At 60.6% G+C, this 21,060-nt stretch carries 22 protein-coding genes and 1 pseudogene; 12 read left to right on the plus strand and 11 right to left on the minus strand.

Going from position 1 to position 21,060, the window contains the following annotated elements; translation table 11 throughout:
* Positions 1 to 83: 83 nt before the first annotated feature.
* Positions 84 to 1,478, plus strand: coding sequence for an argininosuccinate lyase (argH, locus tag J3P77_RS21415; protein ID WP_434678575.1), 1,395 nt, complete (start codon positions 84 to 86; stop codon positions 1,476 to 1,478).
* 256 nt (positions 1,479 to 1,734) lie between these two features.
* Here the strand turns inward: argH and J3P77_RS21420 are convergent, their stop codons facing one another.
* Entirely contained in the window at positions 1,735 to 2,409 is a 675-nt protein-coding gene (locus tag J3P77_RS21420) for a glutathione S-transferase family protein (protein ID WP_434678576.1), read from the minus strand.
* Positions 2,410 to 2,576: 167 nt separating this feature from the next.
* On the opposite strand from J3P77_RS21420, the gene J3P77_RS21425 reads away from it, so the two are divergent.
* The 3 genes from J3P77_RS21425 (at position 2,577) to J3P77_RS21435 (ending at position 6,369) form a co-directional block, all read left to right on the plus strand.
* Positions 2,577 to 2,858, plus strand: a complete 282-nt coding sequence (locus J3P77_RS21425) for a hypothetical protein (RefSeq protein WP_434678577.1) — start codon at positions 2,577 to 2,579, stop codon at positions 2,856 to 2,858.
* 230 nt (positions 2,859 to 3,088) lie between these two features.
* Positions 3,089 to 3,337, plus strand: a complete 249-nt coding sequence (locus tag J3P77_RS21430) for a TIGR02647 family protein (RefSeq protein ID WP_434678578.1) — start codon at positions 3,089 to 3,091, stop codon at positions 3,335 to 3,337.
* A gap of 179 nt (positions 3,338 to 3,516) precedes the next feature.
* On the plus strand, positions 3,517 to 6,369 hold the full coding sequence (locus J3P77_RS21435) for a class I adenylate cyclase (protein WP_434678580.1): 2,853 nt from the start codon (positions 3,517 to 3,519) through the stop codon (positions 6,367 to 6,369).
* 51 nt (positions 6,370 to 6,420) lie between these two features.
* Here J3P77_RS21435 and rnk read toward each other — a convergent pair whose 3' ends face one another.
* The 3 genes from rnk to cyaY form a co-directional block, all read right to left on the minus strand.
* On the minus strand, positions 6,421 to 6,825 hold the full coding sequence (rnk, locus tag J3P77_RS21440; RefSeq protein WP_434678581.1) for a nucleoside diphosphate kinase regulator: 405 nt from the start codon (positions 6,823 to 6,825) through the stop codon (positions 6,421 to 6,423).
* A gap of 135 nt (positions 6,826 to 6,960) precedes the next feature.
* Positions 6,961 to 7,200: a DUF1289 domain-containing protein gene (locus J3P77_RS21445; RefSeq protein WP_434678583.1), complete on the minus strand. Its 240-nt coding sequence runs from the start codon at positions 7,198 to 7,200 to the stop codon at positions 6,961 to 6,963.
* A gap of 2 nt (positions 7,201 to 7,202) precedes the next feature.
* Positions 7,203 to 7,535, minus strand: a complete 333-nt coding sequence (gene cyaY, locus J3P77_RS21450; protein WP_434678584.1) for an iron donor protein CyaY — start codon at positions 7,533 to 7,535, stop codon at positions 7,203 to 7,205.
* 239 nt (positions 7,536 to 7,774) lie between these two features.
* On the opposite strand from cyaY, the gene lptM reads away from it, so the two are divergent.
* The 6 genes from lptM to J3P77_RS21480 are packed head-to-tail and all read left to right on the plus strand — an operon-like array spanning position 7,775 to position 12,349.
* A complete protein-coding gene (gene lptM, locus J3P77_RS21455) occupies positions 7,775 to 7,921 on the plus strand; it encodes an LPS translocon maturation chaperone LptM (protein WP_434678585.1) in 147 nt (48 codons plus the stop codon).
* Between the two features lie 9 nt (positions 7,922 to 7,930).
* The gene (lysA, locus tag J3P77_RS21460) at positions 7,931 to 9,178 is read left to right on the plus strand and encodes a diaminopimelate decarboxylase (RefSeq protein WP_434678587.1); all 1,248 of its coding nucleotides are present in this window, start codon (positions 7,931 to 7,933) and stop codon (positions 9,176 to 9,178) included.
* A 4-nt stretch (positions 9,179 to 9,182) separates the two neighbouring features.
* Positions 9,183 to 10,013 (plus strand): diaminopimelate epimerase, encoded by an 831-nt coding sequence (gene dapF / locus J3P77_RS21465; protein WP_434678589.1) that lies wholly within the window; start codon positions 9,183 to 9,185, stop codon positions 10,011 to 10,013.
* A 13-nt stretch (positions 10,014 to 10,026) separates the two neighbouring features.
* On the plus strand, positions 10,027 to 10,761 hold the full coding sequence (locus J3P77_RS21470; protein WP_434678590.1) for a DUF484 family protein: 735 nt from the start codon (positions 10,027 to 10,029) through the stop codon (positions 10,759 to 10,761).
* Between the two features lie 3 nt (positions 10,762 to 10,764).
* Positions 10,765 to 11,664, plus strand: coding sequence for a tyrosine recombinase XerC (xerC, locus tag J3P77_RS21475; RefSeq protein ID WP_434678592.1), 900 nt, complete (start codon positions 10,765 to 10,767; stop codon positions 11,662 to 11,664).
* Positions 11,657 to 12,349, plus strand: a complete 693-nt coding sequence (locus J3P77_RS21480; protein WP_434678594.1) for an HAD family hydrolase — start codon at positions 11,657 to 11,659, stop codon at positions 12,347 to 12,349. Before xerC ends, J3P77_RS21480 begins: the two co-directional genes overlap by 8 nt.
* 179 nt (positions 12,350 to 12,528) lie before the next feature.
* Here J3P77_RS21480 and sutA read toward each other — a convergent pair whose 3' ends face one another.
* The 4 genes from sutA to glnK form a co-directional block, all read right to left on the minus strand.
* Positions 12,529 to 12,855 carry a transcriptional regulator SutA gene (sutA, locus tag J3P77_RS21485; protein ID WP_434678595.1) on the minus strand — a complete coding sequence of 109 codons (327 nt, stop codon included), beginning with the start codon at positions 12,853 to 12,855 and terminating at the stop codon, positions 12,529 to 12,531.
* A 98-nt stretch (positions 12,856 to 12,953) separates the two neighbouring features.
* A complete protein-coding gene (locus J3P77_RS21490; protein WP_434678597.1) occupies positions 12,954 to 13,379 on the minus strand; it encodes a secondary thiamine-phosphate synthase enzyme YjbQ in 426 nt (141 codons plus the stop codon).
* Positions 13,380 to 13,622: 243 nt separating this feature from the next.
* A complete protein-coding gene (locus tag J3P77_RS21495) occupies positions 13,623 to 14,960 on the minus strand; it encodes an ammonium transporter (protein ID WP_434678599.1) in 1,338 nt (445 codons plus the stop codon).
* A 34-nt stretch (positions 14,961 to 14,994) separates the two neighbouring features.
* On the minus strand, positions 14,995 to 15,333 hold the full coding sequence (gene glnK / locus J3P77_RS21500) for a P-II family nitrogen regulator (RefSeq protein ID WP_002555808.1): 339 nt from the start codon (positions 15,331 to 15,333) through the stop codon (positions 14,995 to 14,997).
* 419 nt (positions 15,334 to 15,752) lie between these two features.
* On the opposite strand from glnK, the gene J3P77_RS21505 reads away from it, so the two are divergent.
* Together J3P77_RS21505 and J3P77_RS21510 are read left to right on the plus strand one after the other, a co-directional pair.
* The gene (locus J3P77_RS21505) at positions 15,753 to 16,037 is read left to right on the plus strand and encodes an accessory factor UbiK family protein (RefSeq protein ID WP_434678600.1); all 285 of its coding nucleotides are present in this window, start codon (positions 15,753 to 15,755) and stop codon (positions 16,035 to 16,037) included.
* 126 nt (positions 16,038 to 16,163) lie between these two features.
* Positions 16,164 to 17,657, plus strand: coding sequence for a YifB family Mg chelatase-like AAA ATPase (locus J3P77_RS21510; protein WP_434678601.1), 1,494 nt, complete (start codon positions 16,164 to 16,166; stop codon positions 17,655 to 17,657).
* Between the two features lie 155 nt (positions 17,658 to 17,812).
* Here J3P77_RS21510 and J3P77_RS21515 read toward each other — a convergent pair whose 3' ends face one another.
* The 3 genes and pseudogenes from J3P77_RS21515 to J3P77_RS21525 all read right to left on the minus strand — a co-directional run bounded on the left by J3P77_RS21515 (position 17,813) and on the right by J3P77_RS21525 (position 20,909).
* Positions 17,813 to 18,673, minus strand: coding sequence for a methyl-accepting chemotaxis protein (locus tag J3P77_RS21515; protein ID WP_434682096.1), 861 nt, complete (start codon positions 18,671 to 18,673; stop codon positions 17,813 to 17,815).
* Between the two features lie 42 nt (positions 18,674 to 18,715).
* Positions 18,716 to 19,837, minus strand: a pseudogene (locus tag J3P77_RS21520) (Cache 3/Cache 2 fusion domain-containing protein); the annotation flags it as partial.
* Positions 19,838 to 19,988: 151 nt separating this feature from the next.
* Positions 19,989 to 20,909, minus strand: a complete 921-nt coding sequence (locus J3P77_RS21525) for a LysR substrate-binding domain-containing protein (protein WP_434678603.1) — start codon at positions 20,907 to 20,909, stop codon at positions 19,989 to 19,991.
* Positions 20,910 to 21,060 lie beyond the last annotated feature (151 nt).

Here is a 21,060-nt window from a genome sequence, read left to right on the forward strand (position 1 = left end):
AAGCAGCAACCCTGTTATCATCCATCCGCCGTTGTGCCGCGTTTGCGGGCACGCCACTTTCAAGCACAGCTATGAGCGAATCCATGAGCACCGACAAGACCAACCAGTCCTGGGGCGGCCGCTTCAGTGAACCCGTCGACGCCTTCGTCGCGCGCTTCACCGCCTCCGTCACTTTCGATCAACGCCTGTACCGCCATGACATCATGGGTTCGATCGCGCACGCCACCATGCTGGCCAAGGTCGGCGTGCTGACCGACGCCGAGCGCGACACCATCATCGATGGCCTGAACACCATTCAGGGCGAGATCGAAGCGGGCCAGTTCGAGTGGCGTGTCGATCTGGAAGACGTGCACATGAACATCGAGGCGCGCCTGACCGACCGCATCGGCATCACCGGCAAAAAGCTGCATACCGGGCGCAGCCGAAACGATCAGGTGGCCACCGATATCCGCTTGTGGCTGCGTGACGAAATCGACCTGATCCTGAGCGAAATCACTCGTCTGCAGCAGGGCCTGCTGGGCCTGGCGGAGCGCGAAGCCGACACCATCATGCCGGGTTTCACGCACTTGCAGACCGCGCAGCCGGTGACCTTCGGCCACCACATGCTGGCCTGGTTCGAGATGCTGAGCCGCGACCATGAGCGTCTGGTCGACTGCCGCAAGCGATTGAACCGCATGCCACTGGGCAGCGCCGCGCTGGCCGGCACCACGTATCCGATCGATCGCGAGCTGACCTGCAAACTGCTGGGCTTCGAAGTCGTTGGCGGCAACTCGCTGGACGGCGTTTCGGACCGTGACTTCGCCATCGAATTCTGCTCCGCGGCCTCGCTGGCCATGATGCACTTGTCGCGCTTCTCCGAGGAACTGGTGCTCTGGACCAGCGCCCAGTTCCAGTTCATCGATCTTCCTGACCGCTTCTGCACCGGCAGTTCGATCATGCCGCAAAAGAAGAACCCGGACGTTCCCGAACTGGTTCGCGGCAAGAGCGGCCGTGTGTTCGGCGCGCTGATGGGCCTGTTGACCTTGATGAAAGGCCAGCCACTGGCCTACAACAAGGACAACCAGGAAGACAAGGAACCGCTGTTCGACGCAGCCGATACCCTGCGCGATTCGTTGCGCGCCTTCGCCGACATGGTTCCGGCCATCAAGCCAAAGCACGCGATCATGCGTGAAGCGGCGTTGCGCGGGTTCTCCACTGCCACCGACCTGGCTGACTATCTGGTGCGCCGCGGCCTGCCGTTCCGCGACTGTCACGAGATCGTGGGCCACGCCGTGAAGTACGGTGTCGAAACCGGCAAGGACCTGGCGGAAATGAGCCTGGAAGAACTGCGCAAGTTCAGTGACCAGATCGAGCAGGACGTGTTCGCCGTGCTGACGCTTGAAGGCTCGGTCAACGCCCGCAACCACATCGGCGGCACCGCGCCGGAGCAGGTCCGTGCAGCAGTGGCGCGTGGGCAGGCGTTGCTGGCAGGGCGTTGATGGGCACCTGATCGCCAGCAAGCTGCCTCCCACAGGTATTGCGCTAGTCGATCAAGCGTGGGGGGCTTCGGTAAGGGCCTGCACTTTTTCTGGGAGCCCGCTTGCTGGCGAGAGGTCTGTACACGCGCAGCAGATCTGTTGCCTGTCACGCCGCCCTCGCCAGCGAGCTGGCTCCTACAGGTAATGCGCTAGTCGATCAAGGCGCGGGGGCTTCGGTATGGGCCTGCACTTTGAGCTGCACCCTTGGCGGTTTCGACTACCCCTCAGCCTGCGCTACCGCCTGCACCCGCGCCATGAATCGTGGCCAGTCCGCTTCGCGGTCGGCTGCGACTTTCTGCACGTTTGGGTTGGCACCCAAGTGATCGAGCAGTGCGCGCGCGCCGGGTAATCTGCCAAGCAGATCCAGGTCGAACATCTCCTGACTTACGCGCTGGGCAAGGTTTACGGTGTAGAGAAAGTAGATATCCGCGAGGGTGAACTGGTCGCCTGCCAGGTAAGGCGCGAAGCAGGCGCGCTGGGCGAGCGCGGCGAAGCCTTTGATCAGATCGCGCCGGGCCTTGGCCCGCAGGTCGGGCGGCGTCGGACGGCCACCGAAAATGACTTCGACGTAACACAGGCGCGCGGGCAGCTCGATGTACAACTCGATTTCCTTGGCGATGGTCCACATTTGCGCGCGAGCGAACGGATCGGCAGGCGTCAGCGGCCGGTCGGTCGAGATTTCTTCGAGGTAACGCAAGATAACGTCGGTCTCGCTGATGAAACCCTCCGACGTGCCCAGAACCGGCACCTTGCCCCGCGCGCTGACGGCGAGAACGTCCGGGTTCCGGCAGCCGTGCAGAGGCACGACCTGGAACGGCAGCTGCTTTTCCAGCAGCGCCAGCTGGACCATATTGAAATAGTTGCTTGCAGCAAATCCATAGAGTTTCAGCACGGTGCCCTCCTTGAGCGTGATTTGAGGGGGCCAGACTCTATCGACTTTTCAGGCAAAGTCAGCGCCAAGGAATGGCAGAAAAAGCTTTTCAGACGCTTCCTACATCGCCCGCCGATTCAGGCCACAGGATTGCGGTTAAAATGCGCTCCTAATTTGAGGAATTGCCCATGACTGATGTAATCGATAACGCCGACGACGAAGAAGAATTCACAGCTTCGACCCTGATCCAGGCCATCGAAAACCAGATCGAAGCCGACAACCCGCCTGCCGCCAAGGCCATCTTCAACAAGCTGACGCTGGTCGGCTATGAGCGTGACGACATTCTGGAGCTGATGGCCCACGTGCTGGCCTTCGAGATCGACGCCATGCTTGAAGCGGATCGACCGTTCGACACTCAATGGTACGAAACTGCCTTGCGTGCCCTGCCAGAGTTGCCTCCCGAGAAGTAACCTCTGATGAATAACCCAGATAAATAACCAAAGGAACGCGGCGAGATATCAGGCAGGTTTTTCAGACCCTGACTACACTGCAAAAGCCCCCTGTCGACGCTTGCCCGGGGCTTTCGCGCCAAGCCGGCTTCAGCGGTGTTCCGATGCCGACGAGCATTGACCGCGCTCGTCGATCTCAGAATCTTCCGTCAGCCTGCGAGGACGTATTACTACAAAAGTCTGGAGCACCTATGTCGTATACCCCTGAGCTGGTTGCCGAACTGGAAATCCTTGCACTGTTTAACCTGGCCAATACCCAGGAAGGCCTGAAGGTCCATCACGTCGCCGCACCTTCGGCCATTGCAGCTGCACAACGACTGTTTGAAAAAGGCCTGACGACACAGGTCGATGGCGGTTATCTCACCAGCCTCGGGCTGGAAGCCGCGGAGCATGCTCAATCACTGCTGACAATTCTCAACGTATCCAGAGAAGCCGCCTGAACACCCACGGGGCCTGCACAAAAAAAATGTGATGGCCCCTTCATTTCTGCAATGATCGGTCGATATAAAAAATTGGCGTCAGAATAGTAACTCGACCGAACATGCATCCTTTCGGCTGTAGCTTCTTCGCCATCTTGCTCATTATTTCAGCGCCTGCACGGCAGGTAACATGAGTTGCGATGACGCATAATCTCGAACTTCGCCCCGACCTGGATGAGGGCATAGACCGCAAGGTGCTCCACCAGCTACGTAGCCGCTTCCTGACTCTCAATGACGGGCGGTACGCGCGCGCCATGGAAGGACTGTCGACGCGCCAGCAAAGCGTGTTGACCCTGCTGCCGCTGTTCTTCCATGTGAACCACCCGCTGCTGCCTGGCTATGTTTCCAGCAGCACGCCGGCCGGCGTCTCGCATTACGAGCCTGATGCCCAGGCGCTTGCCGAAGCGCAGCGCCTCACGCGCTCGTTTTCCTACAAAGCCCGCCGAGGAAATCCACCCCAGCCTATTCATGGCCTGTTTCTCATGGGCAGCCTCGGCACCTTGGCCCAGGCGGACCAGAGCGACATGGACGTGTGGGTGTGCCATGACTCGGAACTCGCGCCAGAGGCCATCGCCGAGCTGCGCAAGAAATGCCAGGCCCTTGAAGTCTGGGCAGCCAGCATGGGAGCGGAAGCGCATTTCTTCCTGATCGATCCGCAACGCTTCAAGTCGGGGGAGCGTGACACGCAGCTCAGTTCGGATGACTGCGGAACCACCCAGCATTACCTGTTGCTAGATGAGTTCTATCGCACTGCGATCTGGCTGGCGGGCCGCACGCCAATGTGGTGGCTGGTGCCGGTCTATGAAGAAGAGAATTACGAGGATTACAGCCACACGCTGTTGTCCAAACGCTTCATTCGCGCGGACGAAGTCCTCGATCTGGGCCCTATGGCGCATATACCGCCCGGCGAGTTCATCGGCGCCGGACTATGGCAGCTGTTCAAGGGCATCAATTCGCCTTACAAGTCGGTGCTCAAGCTGCTGCTGATCGAGGTGTATTCAAGCGAATACCCGAGCGTCCAGTGCCTGAGCCTGCGATTCAAGCAGGCGGTGTTCGCCAATAAGGTGGACCTGGATGAACTCGACCCGTACATGGTGGTTTACCGCCGCATCGAGGATCACCTGCTGGCGCGCAGCGAGCCCGAGCGGCTGGAACTGGTGCGTCGCAGCCTGTACCTGAAGGTCAACAAAAAGCTCACCGGCCCCGCACGGCAGCGCAGCAACAGTTGGCAACGCCAGCTCCTGGAGCGCTTGACTCGCGAGTGGCACTGGGACGAGCGCCAGCTTGCGTTGCTCGACAGCCGTAGCCAGTGGAAAGTCCGCCAGGTGGCGCACGAGCGACGTTCGCTGGTCAATGAACTGAATTTCAGCTATCGGTTCCTGACCCAGTTCGCCAGGCTGCAGAACATTACCAGCTCGATCAATACCCGAGATCTGACGGTATTGGGGCGCCGACTGTATGCCGCCTTTGAGCGCAAGGCCGCCAAGGTTGAGTTCATCAACCCCGGCGTTGCGCCGGATCTGGCTGAAGACACAGTGACGCTGGTGCATTCGCCCAACAAACGCGAGCCGGGCAAGCATCAGTGGGCGTTGTATAACGGCAATCTGGCCGTGCATGAGTGGGAAAACTTTTCGCCGATCAAACGCAGCCGGGAATTGCTCGAACTGCTGACCTGGTGCCATCGCAACAATGTGATCGACGCCACCACACGCCTGGCCCTGCATCCTGGAACCAGCGATCTGAGCGAGTTCGAGCTGTTCAATCTGCTGGGCGCGCTGCAACAGACCATTGCGCTGCCCCTGGCCGAGGTCAGCGATGAAGTTCTGCTCAAGGCCAGCGCACCGAAGGAGATCCTTCTGCTGGTCAATGTCGGCGTCGACCCGCTGCGCCACCACCGCGATCTGAACATTCTGATGACCACGGAGCGCACTGACTCGCTCAGTTACGCCGGGGTCCGGGAAAATCTGGTCCTGACCCTGGACCAGATCACCCTCAACAGCTGGAACGAGACACTGGTCAGCCGGTTCGACGGCCCGCATGCATTACTCGACTGCATCAGCGAGCTGCTCGGCAGCCTGATGGACAGTCCGAGCGAGCCGCATATCCGCGTCCGGTGTTTCTGTCACAACCGAGCCTCGGCTATCGCCCAGCGCGTCGAAGAACTGGTCAACACGGCAAGACTCCTGCACGCCAGACGACTGAACCATCGCTATCTGATCCAGGTGCAGCAGCAGTACCACGTGCTGGAGATGAACCCCGATCAGGTCACTCATGTGGTCGTCAACAGCCTCAAGGGGCTGTTCAATTATCTGGGCGAAGAGCGGCCCCGCTACAGCCCGCTGCACCTGGACCCGCAGGCACTGGACGATCACGATCTGGCGCTGGTTCTGCCGTTTGGCCAGCCCGAGTGCATTCAGGTGTTTTACCGATTGAATGAAGAGGAAGCGGACCTGTACGTGCTCGACGAACACAACGCGCTCTGGCACCAGCGTCTGCCTTATCACGATGACCACAGTTTACTGATGCCGCTGCAGCGCTTTTTCCATTCGCTGGTGTACCGCCGCGGCGCATCGCTGCCACTGGACAATCCCGCCGAACCGGTATCGCTGGAAACCCTTTATTACCAGGTTCTGCCGTCCGGAGCCGGTCATGCCCGGCGAATCGAACCGCGCCCGGCGCCCACGGCCGCGCACCGGCCTTTTTATGACGTGCAGGCGATCATTGAAGAAACCTCACCGGGCCAATTGAGCGTGACGCTGTACTGTGACAACAGTGAATACTCCGAGCTTGAGTACGGCGATCAGCTTTATACCGAAGTTGCCCGCCAGATCCTGGCAAAACGCCGGGAAACCCGGCGCTATCGCTGCTACATCACCGACCTTGATCTGTCCGGTCTGCTCAATGACGGACACGGGCAAAGCATTGTGTTCCTGCGTCACAAGGCCGAGCTGGAAAAGCTGCTTAATGAAGCCATGGATGATGTCGGCGCTTGACCTGTAGGAGCGCGCTTGCCCGCGACGGGCAAACACCACAGCCGTTTCAGGCTACTGATACTCTCCGGCCGCCTCCGGCTGATATTCCACCGCCAGCAAGGTCAGTTTGAGGGTCTTGCCGCCCGGTGCGGGCCAGTCGATATGCTGACCAACCTGCAGGCCCAGCAGCGCCGAGCCAATCGGAGCCAGAACGGACACGGTGCCTTCGACCCCGGCATCCTGCGGGTATACCAGCTTGAGGTGATAATCCTTGCCACTGCCCTCTTCACGGCAATGCACGCGCGAATTCATGGTTACCAACCCTGCAGGCACCTCGTCGTGACCCACCACTTGCTCGGCGCGATCCAGCTCAGCCTGCAGCGCCTGAACGCCCGGACTGTTCTCGTCCTGGTTGGCGATCAACCGTTCGAGACGCTGCACATCGAGTCTGGTGAGGATGATGGGTGTGGTGTTCATGGCAAGGCAAACTCCTGTTCTGCATGTGAAAAACAAAACCCCGCCAGCGTGGGCGGGGTTTTGGTTAGCCTCTCTTTCAAGAAAAGCAGGTTCTGACACTAACACAGGCCAATAAATACACAACCCGACGGGATGTCAGCAGGTCGTGGCGGCTTGTCTGCGTTGCTCGGCATCGAGACAGATCTGCCGCCTGCGCGAGTCGTCGGCCGAGCGCCACTCGCGAATGTCTTCTACATGGCGGAAGCAGCCCAGGCAGACTTTCTGCTCGTCGAGGCGGCACAGGCTGACGCAAGGGGACGGCACGGCCGGGCTGACGTTGCTGAACAACGGCTTTGGTGGCCGCGGCGGCGGCGTGGGAACGTTGGGCTGGGTCACAATCAGATCTCGTCGAAATCCAGTTCGACGCCGGCCTGTTCAAGCGTGATCCGCGCCAGCATCTCGCTCAGCAGTTCGTCGCTGGAATCGCAGGCCCAACGACCATGCTCTTCGTCGTAGTCGAAGTGAAAACCGCCCGAACGCGCGGCCAGCCACAGCTGACGCAAAGGCTCCTGCCGGCTGAAAATGAGCTGCGAGCCGTTCTCGAACTTCACGGTCAGAACGCCGGCCGAGTTTTCAAGATCCAGGTCCAGGTCGCTCTCGTCGAAGATATCCTCCAGCGCCTGCTGGGTGGCATCGACCAGATCGTGAAAGCGGGCTTCGGTCAAACTCATTGCGGGAACCTCGAAAAGTGTCTGCTGATGACGCAGTCACGCAAGATACGGACGCCGCAAGCCAAATGCAAAGCTTACCCGCCGAGCGCGTCAGGCAGGCGCCAATAAATCCGAGGCACTGCCGCTAATCCCCGGATATCGGCTCGCAGGCCCGCCGGACGGGCGGGAGACCACGTAGGCAATTGGAGAGGTGGTCGGTATACTCGGGCGCAATTAACGCTTTTACAAAGGATTTCGCCATGAAGCGCCTGATCTCTTCGCTTGCTGCGCTCGTCGCGGTCGCTTGCCTCGTTACTGCCTGTGGTCAGAAGGGCCCGTTGTACCTGCCTGACGACACCAAGTCTTCCGACGAGCAAGGCAAATCGCACTCGCACAAGCATTTATAAGGGAATCCCATGGACGCCTTCAACTACCGCGACGGCGAGCTGTTCGCGGAAGGAGTGGCTTTGTCTGCCATTGCCGAGCGCTTCGGCACGCCGACCTACGTCTACTCCCGCGCTCATATCGAAGCGCAATATCGCGCCTATGCCGATGCGCTGAGCGGCATGCCGCATCTGGTGTGCTTCGCGGTAAAAGCCAACTCCAATCTGGGCGTTCTCAACGTTCTGGCCCGCATGGGCGCCGGTTTCGACATCGTCTCGCGGGGCGAACTGGAGCGTGTGCTGGCCGCTGGTGGCAAGGCGGACAAGATCGTGTTCTCCGGCGTCGGCAAGACCCGTGACGATATGCGTCGTGCCCTGCAGGTCGGCGTGCACTGCTTCAACGTAGAGTCCACCGACGAGCTTGAGCGCCTGCAAGTGGTTGCCGCCGAACTAAACGTTCGTGCGCCCGTCTCGCTGCGGGTCAATCCGGACGTGGATGCCGGTACGCACCCGTATATCTCGACGGGTTTGAAAGAAAACAAGTTCGGCATCGCTATCGCAGACGCCGAAGACGTCTACGTCCGCGCTTCGCAGCTGCCAAACCTTGAAGTGATTGGCGTCGATTGCCACATCGGCTCACAGCTGACCACTCTCGAACCGTTCATTGATGCGCTGGATCGCCTGCTGGATCTGGTCGATCGTCTTGGCGATTGTGGCATTCACCTGCGCCATATCGATCTGGGCGGCGGGCTGGGTGTTCGTTATCGCGATGAAGAGCCTCCGCTGGCGGCCGATTACATCAAGGCGGTGCGCGAGCGTCTCGAAGGTCGCGACCTGGGCCTGGTCTTCGAGCCCGGCCGCTTCATCGTCGCCAACGCGGGCGTGCTGCTGACGCAGGTCGAGTACCTCAAGCACACCGAACACAAGGATTTCGCCATCGTCGATGCGGCGATGAACGACCTTATCCGCCCGGCACTTTATCAGGCCTGGATGGATGTCACCGCTGTGCGCCCGCGCGACAGCGAGCCGCGTGCCTACGACATCGTCGGCCCGATCTGCGAGACCGGTGACTTCCTGGCCAAGGGCCGGGAGCTGGCACTGGCCGAAGGCGACCTGCTGGCCGTGCATTCGGCGGGCGCCTACGGCTTCGTCATGAGCTCGAACTACAACACCCGTGGCCGCGCCGCAGAAGTGCTGGTCGATGGCGCCCAGGTGTTTGAAGTGCGTCGTCGCGAAACTATCGCCGAACTGTACGCTGGCGAAAGCCTGTTGCCGGAGTAAACCCATGCTGCTGCGTTTTACCAAGATGCATGGGCTGGGTAACGACTTTATGGTCCTCGACCTGGTGAGTCAGCACGCACATATTCTGCCCAAGCACGCCAAACAATGGGGCGACAGGCACACCGGGATCGGTTTCGATCAGCTGCTGCTGGTTGAAGCGCCGAGCAATCCGGACGTGGATTTTCGCTACCGGATCTTCAATTCGGACGGTTCCGAAGTCGAGCAATGCGGCAACGGCGCGCGCTGCTTCGCCCGTTTTGTGCTCGACAAGCGCCTGACGGCCAAGCGCCAGATTCGCGTGGAAACCAAGGGCGGCATCATTGAACTGGACATCCGCAACGACGGACAGATCAGCGTTGACATGGGGCCGCCGCGCCTGGCACCAGCGCAAATCCCTTTCGAAGCACCTGAGCAGGCATTGAGCTACAGCCTTGAGGTCGATGGGCAAACCGTCGAACTGGCTGCGGTTTCGATGGGCAACCCTCACGCAGTGCTGCGAGTCGATGACATCAATGCCGCGCCGGTTCATCAGCTCGGCCCGAAAATCGAACATCACCCGCGCTTCCCCGCTCGGGTCAATGTCGGCTTCCTTCACGTAGTGGATCGTCAGCGTGCGCAATTGCGCGTATGGGAGCGCGGCGCCGGGGAAACCCAGGCGTGTGGCACCGGCGCCTGCGCTGCTGCCGTGGCGGCCATCACCCAGGGCTGGATGGATTCTCCGCTGTTGATCGACCTGCCGGGCGGGCGCCTGTCCATCGAATGGGCCGGCCCTGGCCATCCTGTAGTGATGACCGGCCCGGCCGTGCGGGTCTACGAAGGCCAAGTCCGGCTATAAGTGAGCAAATACGATGACCGATCAGCCTCCGGCTTCAACCGGCAACACCAGCGAATCGCCTGCCGATAGCGCAGCGCCCAATCTTGAAGCGGAGGCGGTCATCGCCTTCCTGCTCCAGCACCCCGATTTCTTCGCCGAACACGACGAGCTGCTGGTATCGATGCGCATCCCGCACCAGCGCGGTGATACGGTTTCGCTGGTAGAGCGCCAGCTCAAGCTGCTTCGCGAACGCAACATCGAGATGCGCCACCGCCTGTCCCAACTGATGGACGTCGCGCGGGACAACGACCGGCTGTTTGAAAAGACCCGCCGCCTGAATCTTGCACTGATGGACGCCTGCAGTCTCGATGAACTGGTGATCGCCGCTGAAGACAGCCTGCGCCAGGAATTCCAGGTGCCATTCGTCAGCCTCATTCTGTTCAGTGACAACCCCACGGCAGTGGGCCGCTGGGTCAGCAGCGCCGAAGCTCAAAAGGCCATCGGCGGCCTGATCGGCGAGAAGACCGTATGCGGCACGCTGCGCGAGCATGAGCTGACGTTCCTGTTCGGCGCCGACCAGAGCAAGGAAGTGGGGTCGGCGGCAGTCGTCACACTGAACCATCTGGGGCTGCATGGCGTACTGGCCATCGGCAGCCGTGACCCGCAACACTACAAAAGCTCGGTCGGCACGCTGTTCCTCAGCTATATAGCCGACGTGCTTGGCCGACTGGTGCCAAGGTTCAACCACTCGCTGCGCTCGGTCCGCTGATCCATGGAAAAGCAGCTGGACGCCTACTGCATGCACCTGCGCAGTGAGCGCCAGGTCTCGCCGCATACGCTGGAAGCTTATCGCCGCGACCTGAACAAGGTGCTCGCATATTGCGAGAAGGCGCAGGTTGCCAGCTGGGTGGACCTGGACATTCAGCACTTGCGCAGCTTCGTTGCACGTCAGCATCAGCAAGGCCAGTCTTCGCGCAGCCTGGCGCGCATGTTGTCAGCGGTGCGCGGCTTTTACCTTTATCTGAACCGCGAGGGCGTCTGCCAGCACGACCCGGCCAACGGCCTTTCTCCGCCGAAAGGTGAACGACGCCTGCCCAAGACGCTCGACACGGACCGTACCGCGCAATTGCTGGACGGCGGCGTGGAGGATGATTTCCTGGCGCGTCGCGACCAGGCCATTCTGGAACTGCTGTATTCGTCCGGCTTGCGGTTGTCCGAACTGACCGGGCTGAACCTCGATCAGCTCGATCAGAGCGCCGGGCTGGTGCAGGTGCTCGGCAAGGGCAGCAAGACCCGCGTGCTGCCGGTGGGCAGCAAAGCGCGCCAGGCACTGGAAAACTGGTTGCCTTTGCGCGCGCTGACCAACCCGCAGGATGACGCGGTGTTTGTCAGCCAGCAGGGCAAACGTCTGGGACCACGCGCGATCCAGATGCGCCTCAAAAGCGCGGGCGAGCGGGAGCTGGGTCAGAACCTGCATCCACACATGCTGCGCCATTCGTTCGCCAGCCACCTGCTGGAATCCTCGCAGGATCTGCGTGCCGTACAGGAATTGCTCGGGCATGCCGACATAAAGACCACGCAGATCTATACGCATCTAGACTTCCAGCATCTGGCCACCGTGTACGACAGCGCCCACCCCCGGGCCAAACGCAAGGGATCTGCTCATGATTAAGCTCGTCACGTTCGATCTGGACGACACCCTCTGGGATACTGCGCCCGCCATTGTCGGTGCGGAAGCTGCCCTGCGCGACTGGCTGACCGAGCACGCCCCGCTGCTTGGGCCGGTGCCTGTAGAGCATTTGTGGGAGATCCGCACACGCCTGGTCGAGGCAGAGCCGTCGCTCAAGCACCGGATCAGCGCGCTACGCCGCAAGGTCCTGTTTCATGCGCTGGAAGACGCAGGTTACGACTCCGAGGAAGCGCAGGACCTGGCCGACGAAAGTTTCGAGGTGTTCCTGCACGGCCGCCACCAGGTGCGGATATTTCCCGACGTGCAACCCACCCTGGAGATCCTCGCCAAGACCTACACGCTGGGCGTGATTACCAACGGCAACGCTGACGTTCGTCGCCTGGGGCTGGCGGACTATTTCGCGTTCGCGCTGTGCGCTGAAGACCTGGGCATCGGCAAGCCAGACCCTGCGCCGTTTCTGGAGGCATTGCGTCGTGGCAATGTTGATGCCGGCAATGCCGTGCATATCGGCGACCACCCCAGCGACGACATTGCCGGGGCACAGCGCGCCGGCATGCGCGCCATCTGGTACAACCCGCAAGGCAAGGCATGGGACGCGGACAGCCGCCCGGATGCCGAAATCCACAACCTTTCGCAACTGCCCGAGGTTCTGGGCCGCTGGGCATAAGCCGCGTCACCCGGCTACACCGGCACGACTCGTCGCTTGTAGGAGCGCGCTTGCCCGCGACACATACGACGCGCTGCGTCAGGCAAACCGCGTAAGGCTGTTCGCGAGCAAGCGCGCCCCTACAGGCCAAAAAAAGCCCGCAGCGACAGCGGGCTTTTTTTCAATACGACTGTGCTGCCTCAGATAGGGCGGCTGCCGTATTTGTTGTCAGGCTTCTTGGGCGGATCGGCGACCACGTTGGCCTCCACTTCCTGCACCTTGCCACCACGCGCCAGGAACTCTTCCATGGCACGGGCAAGAGCATCACGCTCCTTGTTCTTGGCTTCTACGCTAGGCAGTTCATCGACCGATACCGCAGCTTTGGCCTTGCCTTTGACAGGTGTAGCCGAGACTTCAGCACCATCGTCAGCGTCGGAGACGTCGTCTTCAGGTGCAGCAGCAAGCTCCTCACCTTCGTCTTCGCCTTCCAGGTCGTCTACCAGATCATCGTTGTCGTCGTCGCTCATGTTCTACCTCATGACTTGCGAAAGCAGATTAGTTATAGCCCGGCAGCTTTGAAACCCAAGACTGTCGGAAAAAATTCAATAACCGCCATGTCTGGCGATCATGCCCATTCACCCTGAAGGGTGGCAAGGACATTGCGAGCACCGCCTGAATCCCGGTGCTCACCTAGATAAACACCTTGCCAGGTGCCCAGCGCCAGTCGGCCGGCCGTAACTGGCAAAACCACCTGGCAGCCCAGCAAACTGGCTTTGAAGTGCGCCGGCAGGTCGTCAGGCCCTTCATCGTTATGCTCGTATCCGTCGGTGCTTTGCGGCACCAGCCGGTTGAAGAACCGCTCGAAGTCGCGACGCACGGCCGGATCGGCATTCTCGTTGACGGTCAACGAGGCCGAAGTATGTTGCAGCCACAAGTGCAGCAGTCCGACACGACAGTGACGCAGCTCGGGCAGGCCTGCGGTTATCTCGTCAGTCACCAGATGAAACCCACGAGGCCGGGGCCTGAGGGTAATCCTGGATTGGTGCCACATACCGTTCTCCGTACGCTCGGCGCGCATTCTAACTCGCCTGAGAAAAAAGCAAAGCGCCCAGTAATGCGGCTTTTGGACGAGTTGACATTCATACTGCCGGCCAAGTCGAAGGCACGTCATCAAACTGCCGAAATCCTGGCCAGCGGCAAGATCAATGACAGCGCAAACCTACAGTTGATTCACAAATGACAGACAAAAAAATGCCCGGAGACCGGGCATTTTTGTTTCCGCAACGGTTGCCGCTTACAAGTTGTAGCCACGCTCGTTGTGTTGCGCAAGGTCCAGACCTACAGACTCTTCTTCTTCGGTGATGCGCAGGCCCATCACCGCGTCCAGCACCTTGAGGATGATGAAGGTCACAATCGCGGTGTAGACCACTGTGAATGCCACGCCTTTGAACTGGATCCAGACCTGCGAACCGATGTCGGTCACGGTGCCGAAGCCGCCCAGCGCCGGGGCTGCAAACACACCGGTCAGGATCGCGCCGACGATGCCGCCGACGCCGTGGACGCCGAATGCGTCGAGCGAGTCGTCGTAGCCCAGCTTGCGCTTGAGGCTGGTCGCGCAGAAGAAGCAAATCACGCCGGAAGCCAGACCGATCACCAGAGCACCCATCGGGCCGACGGTGCCGGCGGCGGGAGTCACGGCAACCAGGCCTGCGACTACACCCGAGGCGATGCCCAGTGCGCTTGGCTTACCATGGGTCAGCCATTCGGCGAACATCCAGCCCAACGCAGCGGCAGCGGTAGCGATCTGAGTGACCAGCATCGCCATGCCTGCGGTGCCGTTGGCAGCCGCGGCGGAGCCGGCGTTGAAGCCGAACCAGCCGATCCACAGCATCGCCGCGCCGACCAGGGTGTAACCCAGGTTGTGCGGAGCCATCGGAGTAGTAGGGAAACCTTTACGCTTGCCCAGAACCAGACAGGCCACCAGACCAGCCACACCAGCGTTGATGTGAACCACAGTGCCGCCTGCGAAGTCCAGAACGCCCCAGTCCCACATCAGGCCGCCGACGCCGCCCCATACCATGTGAGCGATAGGCGCGTAGACCAGAGTGAACCAGATACCCATGAACACCAGCATCGCGGAGAACTTCATGCGCTCTGCAAATGCGCCGACGATCAGCGCCGGAGTGATGATGGCGAACGTCATCTGGAAGGTGACGAAAACCGCTTCAGGGAACAGCGCTGCCGGGCCGGTGAGGCTCGCCGGTGTAATGCCCGCCAGGAACGCCTTGCCCATGCCGCCGAAGAAAGAGTTGAAGTTGACGACGCCAGCTTCCATACCGGTGGTGTCGAAGGCGATGCTGTAGCCGTAGACGACCCACAGAATGCTGATCAAGCCGGTAATGGCGAAGCACTGCATCATCACGGAAAGGACGTTTTTCGAGCGAACCATGCCGCCGTAGAACAGCGCGAGTCCCGGAATGGTCATGAACAGGACCAGCGCGGTGGCGGTCAGCATCCATGCGGTATCGCCGGAATTGAGTACAGGTTCGGCAACCGGATCAGCCGCCAGGGCCAGACCAGGTAATGCAAGGGACAACAGGGCTCCTAGCCCTGCGAATTGACGCAGAGTCATATTGTTTTCTCCTGGGGCTTTGGGGTTTGGCGGCTTAAATAGCGTCGGTATCGGTTTCGCCGGTACGGATGCGGATAGCCTGTTCCAGATTCACTACGAAAATCTTGCCGTCGCCGATCTTGCCGGTGTTAGCGGCCTTGGTGATGGCCTCGATCACGCGGTCCAGATCCTTGTCGTCGATCGCGACATCAATCTTTACCTTGGGAAGGAAGTCGACTACGTATTCAGCACCGCGATACAGCTCAGTGTGACCCTTCTGACGACCGAAGCCTTTGACTTCGGTAACGGTGATGCCCTGCACGCCGATTTCGGACAACGACTCGCGCACGTCGTCCAGCTTGAACGGCTTGATGATTGCAGTGACTAGCTTCATGAAACTTTCTCCCGAATTGGTGGACTTGCCCCAGGAAAACAAACCCGACTCAAGTCTAAGCGCAGTGCCTGGCTTTGTAACGCGTCGGTCGCCGGATAAACTCCGGACCAACTCCAGAAAACCGCTTCTGACGAAACATTCCCCGCTCCGCCTGCCGCACTGCCTTCGTCACAGCGACTGCATCAGTGCATGGGTCATCAGCCACTAAGCAGAAAGCTTGCCATCTCTCTGCGATTCGCTGAATACAAGCCTTGCAGCCATGAAACCGGTGTGCGGCAACGATCCAGCGCCCCGCTTACGCACAACTATAGTGCGCACGTGCCCGCGACGATGCTCAATAACCGTGCACCGATCCGCTGCGAAATCAGTGCCGGACGCTGCGTGCTACACTGCGGCCACTCTGACTCCGGAAGATCATCATGCTCGCGCCAAAAGCTTTCCTGGACGCCCTGAGCGGCCATGCCACCCGCCTCTTCAACGGCGACACCCCGTTGCCCCGCGGCGAATTCGAAACCCAGTTCAAGGCTCTGATGCAGAGCGCCTTCAGCAAGCTCGATATGGTCAGCCGTGAAGAGTTCGACAGCCAGATGGCCGTCCTCGCCCGCACTCGCGCTCGCCTTGAGGCTCTGGAAGCGAAGGTTGCCGAAATGGAAGAGAAGATGTCCGCTCCCACTCCGGTAGACGTTCCTCGCGATCCGCTCTGAGCCGTGTCATCGGCCTGCGGCCGCGCCGTAGAGCCGAAGCGGGTTTACACCCTGTATCCATTCCTTTGCTCGCCACGCTCCTGAATGTCGCACGATGACGTCCGTCGAGTATTCAAGGAATGAATCATGTCTCTGGCCATTGTTCACAGCCGAGCCCAAGTGGGCGTGGAAGCCCCCGCTGTAACTGTTGAAGCGCATCTGGCCAATGGTCTGCCGGCCCTGACCCTGGTGGGCCTGCCGGAAGGTGCGGTCAAAGAGAGCAAGGACCGCGTGCGCAGCGCCATCCTCAACTCGGGGCTGGACTTCCCGGCGCGGCGCATCACGCTCAATCTCGCGCCTGCCGATCTGCCCAAAGATGGCGGCCGCTTCGATCTGGCCATCGCGCTGGGGCTGCTAGGTGCCAGCGGGCAGGTGCCGCTGGTAGCGCTGCAGGATATCGAGTGTCTGGGCGAGCTGGCGTTATCCGGGGCGATTCGTCCGGTGCAAGGCGTACTGCCTGCCGCGTTGGCGGCCCGCGCCGCGGAGCGCACGCTGATCGTGCCGGCAGCGAATGCGGAGGAAGCTTGTCTGGCATCGGGTTTGCGCGTTATCGCAGTGAACCACCTGCTGGAGCTGGTTGCGCATTTCAATGGCCAAATGCCCATTAGCCCTTATCAGGCCAGCGGACTGCTGACCCGGGCTCATCCCTACCCCGATCTCAATGAAGTTCAGGGCCAGACCGCCGCCAAGCGGGCCTTGGTGGTCGCGGCCGCTGGCGCGCACAACCTGCTGTTCAGCGGACCGCCGGGCACTGGCAAGACCCTGCTCGCCAGCCGCCTGCCCGGTCTGCTGCCGCCGCTGGACGAACATGAAGCACTGGAGGTTGCCGCAATCCAGTCGGTGGCCAGCCAGACGCCGCTCATTTGCTGGCCACAGAGGCCGTTTCGTCAGCCGCATCACTCGGCGTCCGGCCCTGCGCTGGTAGGCGGTGGCAGCCGTCCGCAACCCGGTGAGATCACCCTGGCCCATTACGGCGTGTTGTTTCTGGACGAGCTGCCCGAGTTCGACCGTCGGGTCCTGGAAGTCTTGCGCGAACCGCTGGAGTCAGGCCACATCGTCATCTCGCGGGCGCGCGACCGGGTACGCTTCCCGGCCCGCTTTCAGCTCGTGGCGGCCATGAATCCCTGCCCTTGTGGCTACCTCGGCGAGCCGACCGGACGCTGCCGCTGTTCCACCGAGCAGATTGAGCGCTATCGCAACAAGCTGTCAGGTCCGTTGCTGGACCGCATCGATCTGCACCTTACCGTCGCCCGCGAAGCGACCGCGCTGCATCACACGCCGCAACCTGGCGAGGACACTGCCAGCGCCGCCGCTCTGGTTGCCTTGGCTCGCGAGCGTCAGCAACGCCGCCAGGGCTGCGCCAACGCCTTCCTCGATCTGCCCGGGCTGCGCCAGCATTGCGCGCTGTCCGGCACGGATGAGCGCTGGCTGGAAACGGCGTGCGAACGGTTGACGCTGTCGTTGAGGGCCGCGCACAGACTGCTCAAGGTCGCCCGCACCCTGGCGGATCTGGAGCAGGTGGACGAGATCAGGCGCGAACATCTGGCGGAGGCACTGCAGTATCGGCCTTCGAGTCAGTAATGGTGAAGGCCGATACTGACAGAAAGGCTTCGCGGACAAGTCCGCTCCTACCGGCGATGATGCTCATCGCGGGCAAGCGCGCTCCTACTGTGGGAGCGCGCCGGACGGCGTTCCGCTTGTCCACGAAGACGTCAGACATCATCGCGGACAGTTACTCAGCGAAACCGGTCCACTTCATTACGCAGTTCGGCGGCCAGGGAGTTCAGTTCTTCAGCGGTGATGGCCAGGTTGGAAACCACTTCACGCTGTTCGCTGTTTGCCATGGCGATGCTTTGCAGGTTGCTGCTCAGCATGGTCGCGGTGCTGCTTTGTTCCTGAGTAGCAGTGGTGATCGCGGCAAATTGCAGGCCGGCGGAGCGGCTTTGTTCGTCGATCTGGGCCAGCGCCGCAGCCACTTTCGCGTTACGCGACAAGCCTTCCTGCATTAGCACGTTGCCTTGCTGCATGGTGCTGATGGCGTTGCCGGTTTCCTGCTGGATGCTGGCGATCATGCCGGAAATTTCGTCGGTAGCCTGACGGGTGCGCGATGCCAGGCTGCGGACTTCATCCGCCACTACCGCGAAACCGCGTCCCTGTTCGCCGGCGCGTGCCGCTTCGATGGCGGCGTTGAGCGCGAGCAGGTTGGTCTGGTCGGCAATCGAGGTGATCACGCCGACGATGCTGCCGATTTCCTGTGAGCGTTGGCCCAGGGTGTCGATAACAGTCGCGGTGCTGTTCAAGGAGGTAGCGATCTGCTGCAGCGAAGAAGATGCTTCTTCCATGGAGGTACGACCGATGCGGGTCTGCTGCGCGTTTTCCTGCGCCAGACGCTCGGTGTTGCTCATATTGTCAGCGATGTTCATCGAGGTAGAGCTGAATTCCTCTACCGCGCCGGCCATGCTGGTGATCTCGCCGGACTGCTGCTCGATGCCTTCGTAAGCACCGCCCGACATGCCTGACAGCGCATGGGCGCGGGTGCTGACTTCCTGAGCGGCGGTACGAATGTGCGAAACCATCGATGACAGCGCTTCGCCCATCTTGTTGAAGCTACCGGCCAGTTGACCGATTTCGTCATGGCTGGCGACGTTCGAGCGAACACTCAGGTTGCCCGCGCCGAGCGCGTCTGCCTGACGGACCAGCTCGGACAACGGACGCAATTTGCTGCGCAGCAACCAGACAGCACTGGCCACCGCGATCAGCATTGCCAGCAGGCTGCCGATTGCCAACTGGGTGCCGACCTTCCAGGTCACCGCGCCGATCTCCTCTTGCGGCATGCTCGACAGCACTGTCCACGGGCCGCCATTGAAGGTCTGCCCCACGCTGTAGAATTGCTTGCCCCCTTCGGTCCAGAACTGCCCTTTGCCGGGAGTGCTGACCAGGGGAGCAACGGCTTTGGCGGCGTCCTCTGGCGACTTGATGCCAGCAGGCGGAACCAGCCACGTGCCCTTGTCATCCAGCAGCGCGAGCGAGCCGGTCTTGCCGATGCGGAATTTCTTCAGGTTTTCAAACTGGGTGTTCTGCGCGTCGGTGTAGTCGAAGCCTACGTATAGCGCGGCGATGATGTTACCGGAGCCATCTCGCACAGGAGAGTACTGGGTCATCGCGTTGCGCTCGAACAGGATGGTCTTGCCCACATATTCCTGCCCCGCCATGAGCCGGCTATAGGCCGGACTCTGGTGATCGAGAACGGTACCGATGGCGCGCGAGCCGTCCTGTTTGGTCACCGACGTACTGATGCGCACGAAGTCATTGCCACGGCGTACGAAGATCGTGGCCGCGCCTGCGGTCAGCCGGCGGAATTCGTCTACTTCGGTGAAGTCGTTGTTGAGCGGCTGGTCGCCCAGAAACAGCCCTGGCGTCTGAGTGCCGCCAACCGTATAGGTCTTGTCGTTCTGGATAGTCAGCCCGGCTGCGAAACGCTTTTCAAACAAGCCACTCAAGCGCTGAGTGCTGTCACGCAAGGTGCTGTGGAAGGTACTGAGTTGATCAGCGAGCAAACGCGCTTCGCTGCTCATGTGTTCTTCGCGGATGATCAGGTTCGATGAATCCAGGGATCTCAAGGCAAACAGCGTGCTGCCACTGATGACCACTGCCAATATCACAGCCAAAGCAATACCGAGTTGCGTAGCAATCCGGGCACGGGGCTTGGACATAACGACTCCGAGCAAGATGGTTATACTCACCGAGCTCCCGGCGACCATCCCGCAAATTATTCTAGTTAGGGTTCAAAACCGTTTTGGAAAAGAACGGCGCTTCGACTCTTGATTCGGCACAAAGTCCGGATACTTGAGCTCAGGACGCGGACATTAGCAAACGATTGCGACAAAGTGCAGTCAAAAAGCCACTATTTTTTTAGAGTAATAATTCAACTTGTGGCAGCTCCATTGCCTTGACTTCCCCTTGCAGAAAATCACTAAGGCGCCGCAATCGATCAGCTCCAGGCCGGGTTTTCGGCCAGACCAGATAATAGTTTTCGCCACTGAAGACTGCTGTGCGCCATGGCAGACTGAGGCGGGCCTGAGCCACGTCTTCGGCGACCATCAACAGATCACCCATCGAAACCCCGTATCCGCGCGCCGCTGCAATCATGCCCAGCTCCAGCGTGTCGAATACCTGGCCGCCTTTGAGCGAAACCTGACCGGCCAGACCCATTCGTTCCAGCCATCTGCGCCAGTCTCGACGGTCTGGTGTGGGGTGCAGCAGCTCCGCCATCGCCAAGCGCTCGACCGTCCATGGCGGATCTTGCAGCAAGGTCGGAGCACCGACCGGAATCAGCCATTCGGGGAACAGCAGCGTCGCTTCCCAGTCCGGCGGAAAATGCCCGCGACTCAATAGAATGGCGCAGTCAAAGGGTTCCTGCGCAAAGTCCACAGCGTCGATGTCCATCCATGCGCTGGTGAGCTGCACTTCATTGCCTGCCTGGATATGGCGAAACCGGCTAAGCCGCGCCAGAAGCCAGCGCATGGTCAAGGTCGAAGGCGCCTTCATGCGCAAGATACCTTCTTCGGCCAGCACCGTGCTGCATGCCCGTTCCAGAGCGAGAAACCCGTCTCGAACTCCCGGCAACAAGGCGCGTGCCGTTTCCGTCAGTTGCAGATTACGGCCGTTACGCTGAAATAGCCGGCAGCCGAAGTGATCTTCCAGCGTACGTATATGACGGCTGACCGCGCTCTGGGTAATTGACAGTTCCTGCGCTGCGCGGGTAAACGAAGCATATCGAGCCGCCGCCTCAAACGCGCGCAGTGCATATAACGGGGGCAGACTTCGAGGCATTGCCGGACTTCCTGTCACAATGAAGCGACAACTCTACGATAAAAACCGTCCGCATGAGTATTTGTCATGCCAATGATCGGATTTATCGCTTTGTGCTATGCGTCCTGAATACCCAGAATAAGCGGCTCTTGGGACTTTCAACTAGTTGAGC

The organism is Pseudomonas sp. R1-18 (assembly GCF_051132095.1).
GTDB lineage: Bacteria > Pseudomonadota > Gammaproteobacteria > Pseudomonadales > Pseudomonadaceae > Aquipseudomonas.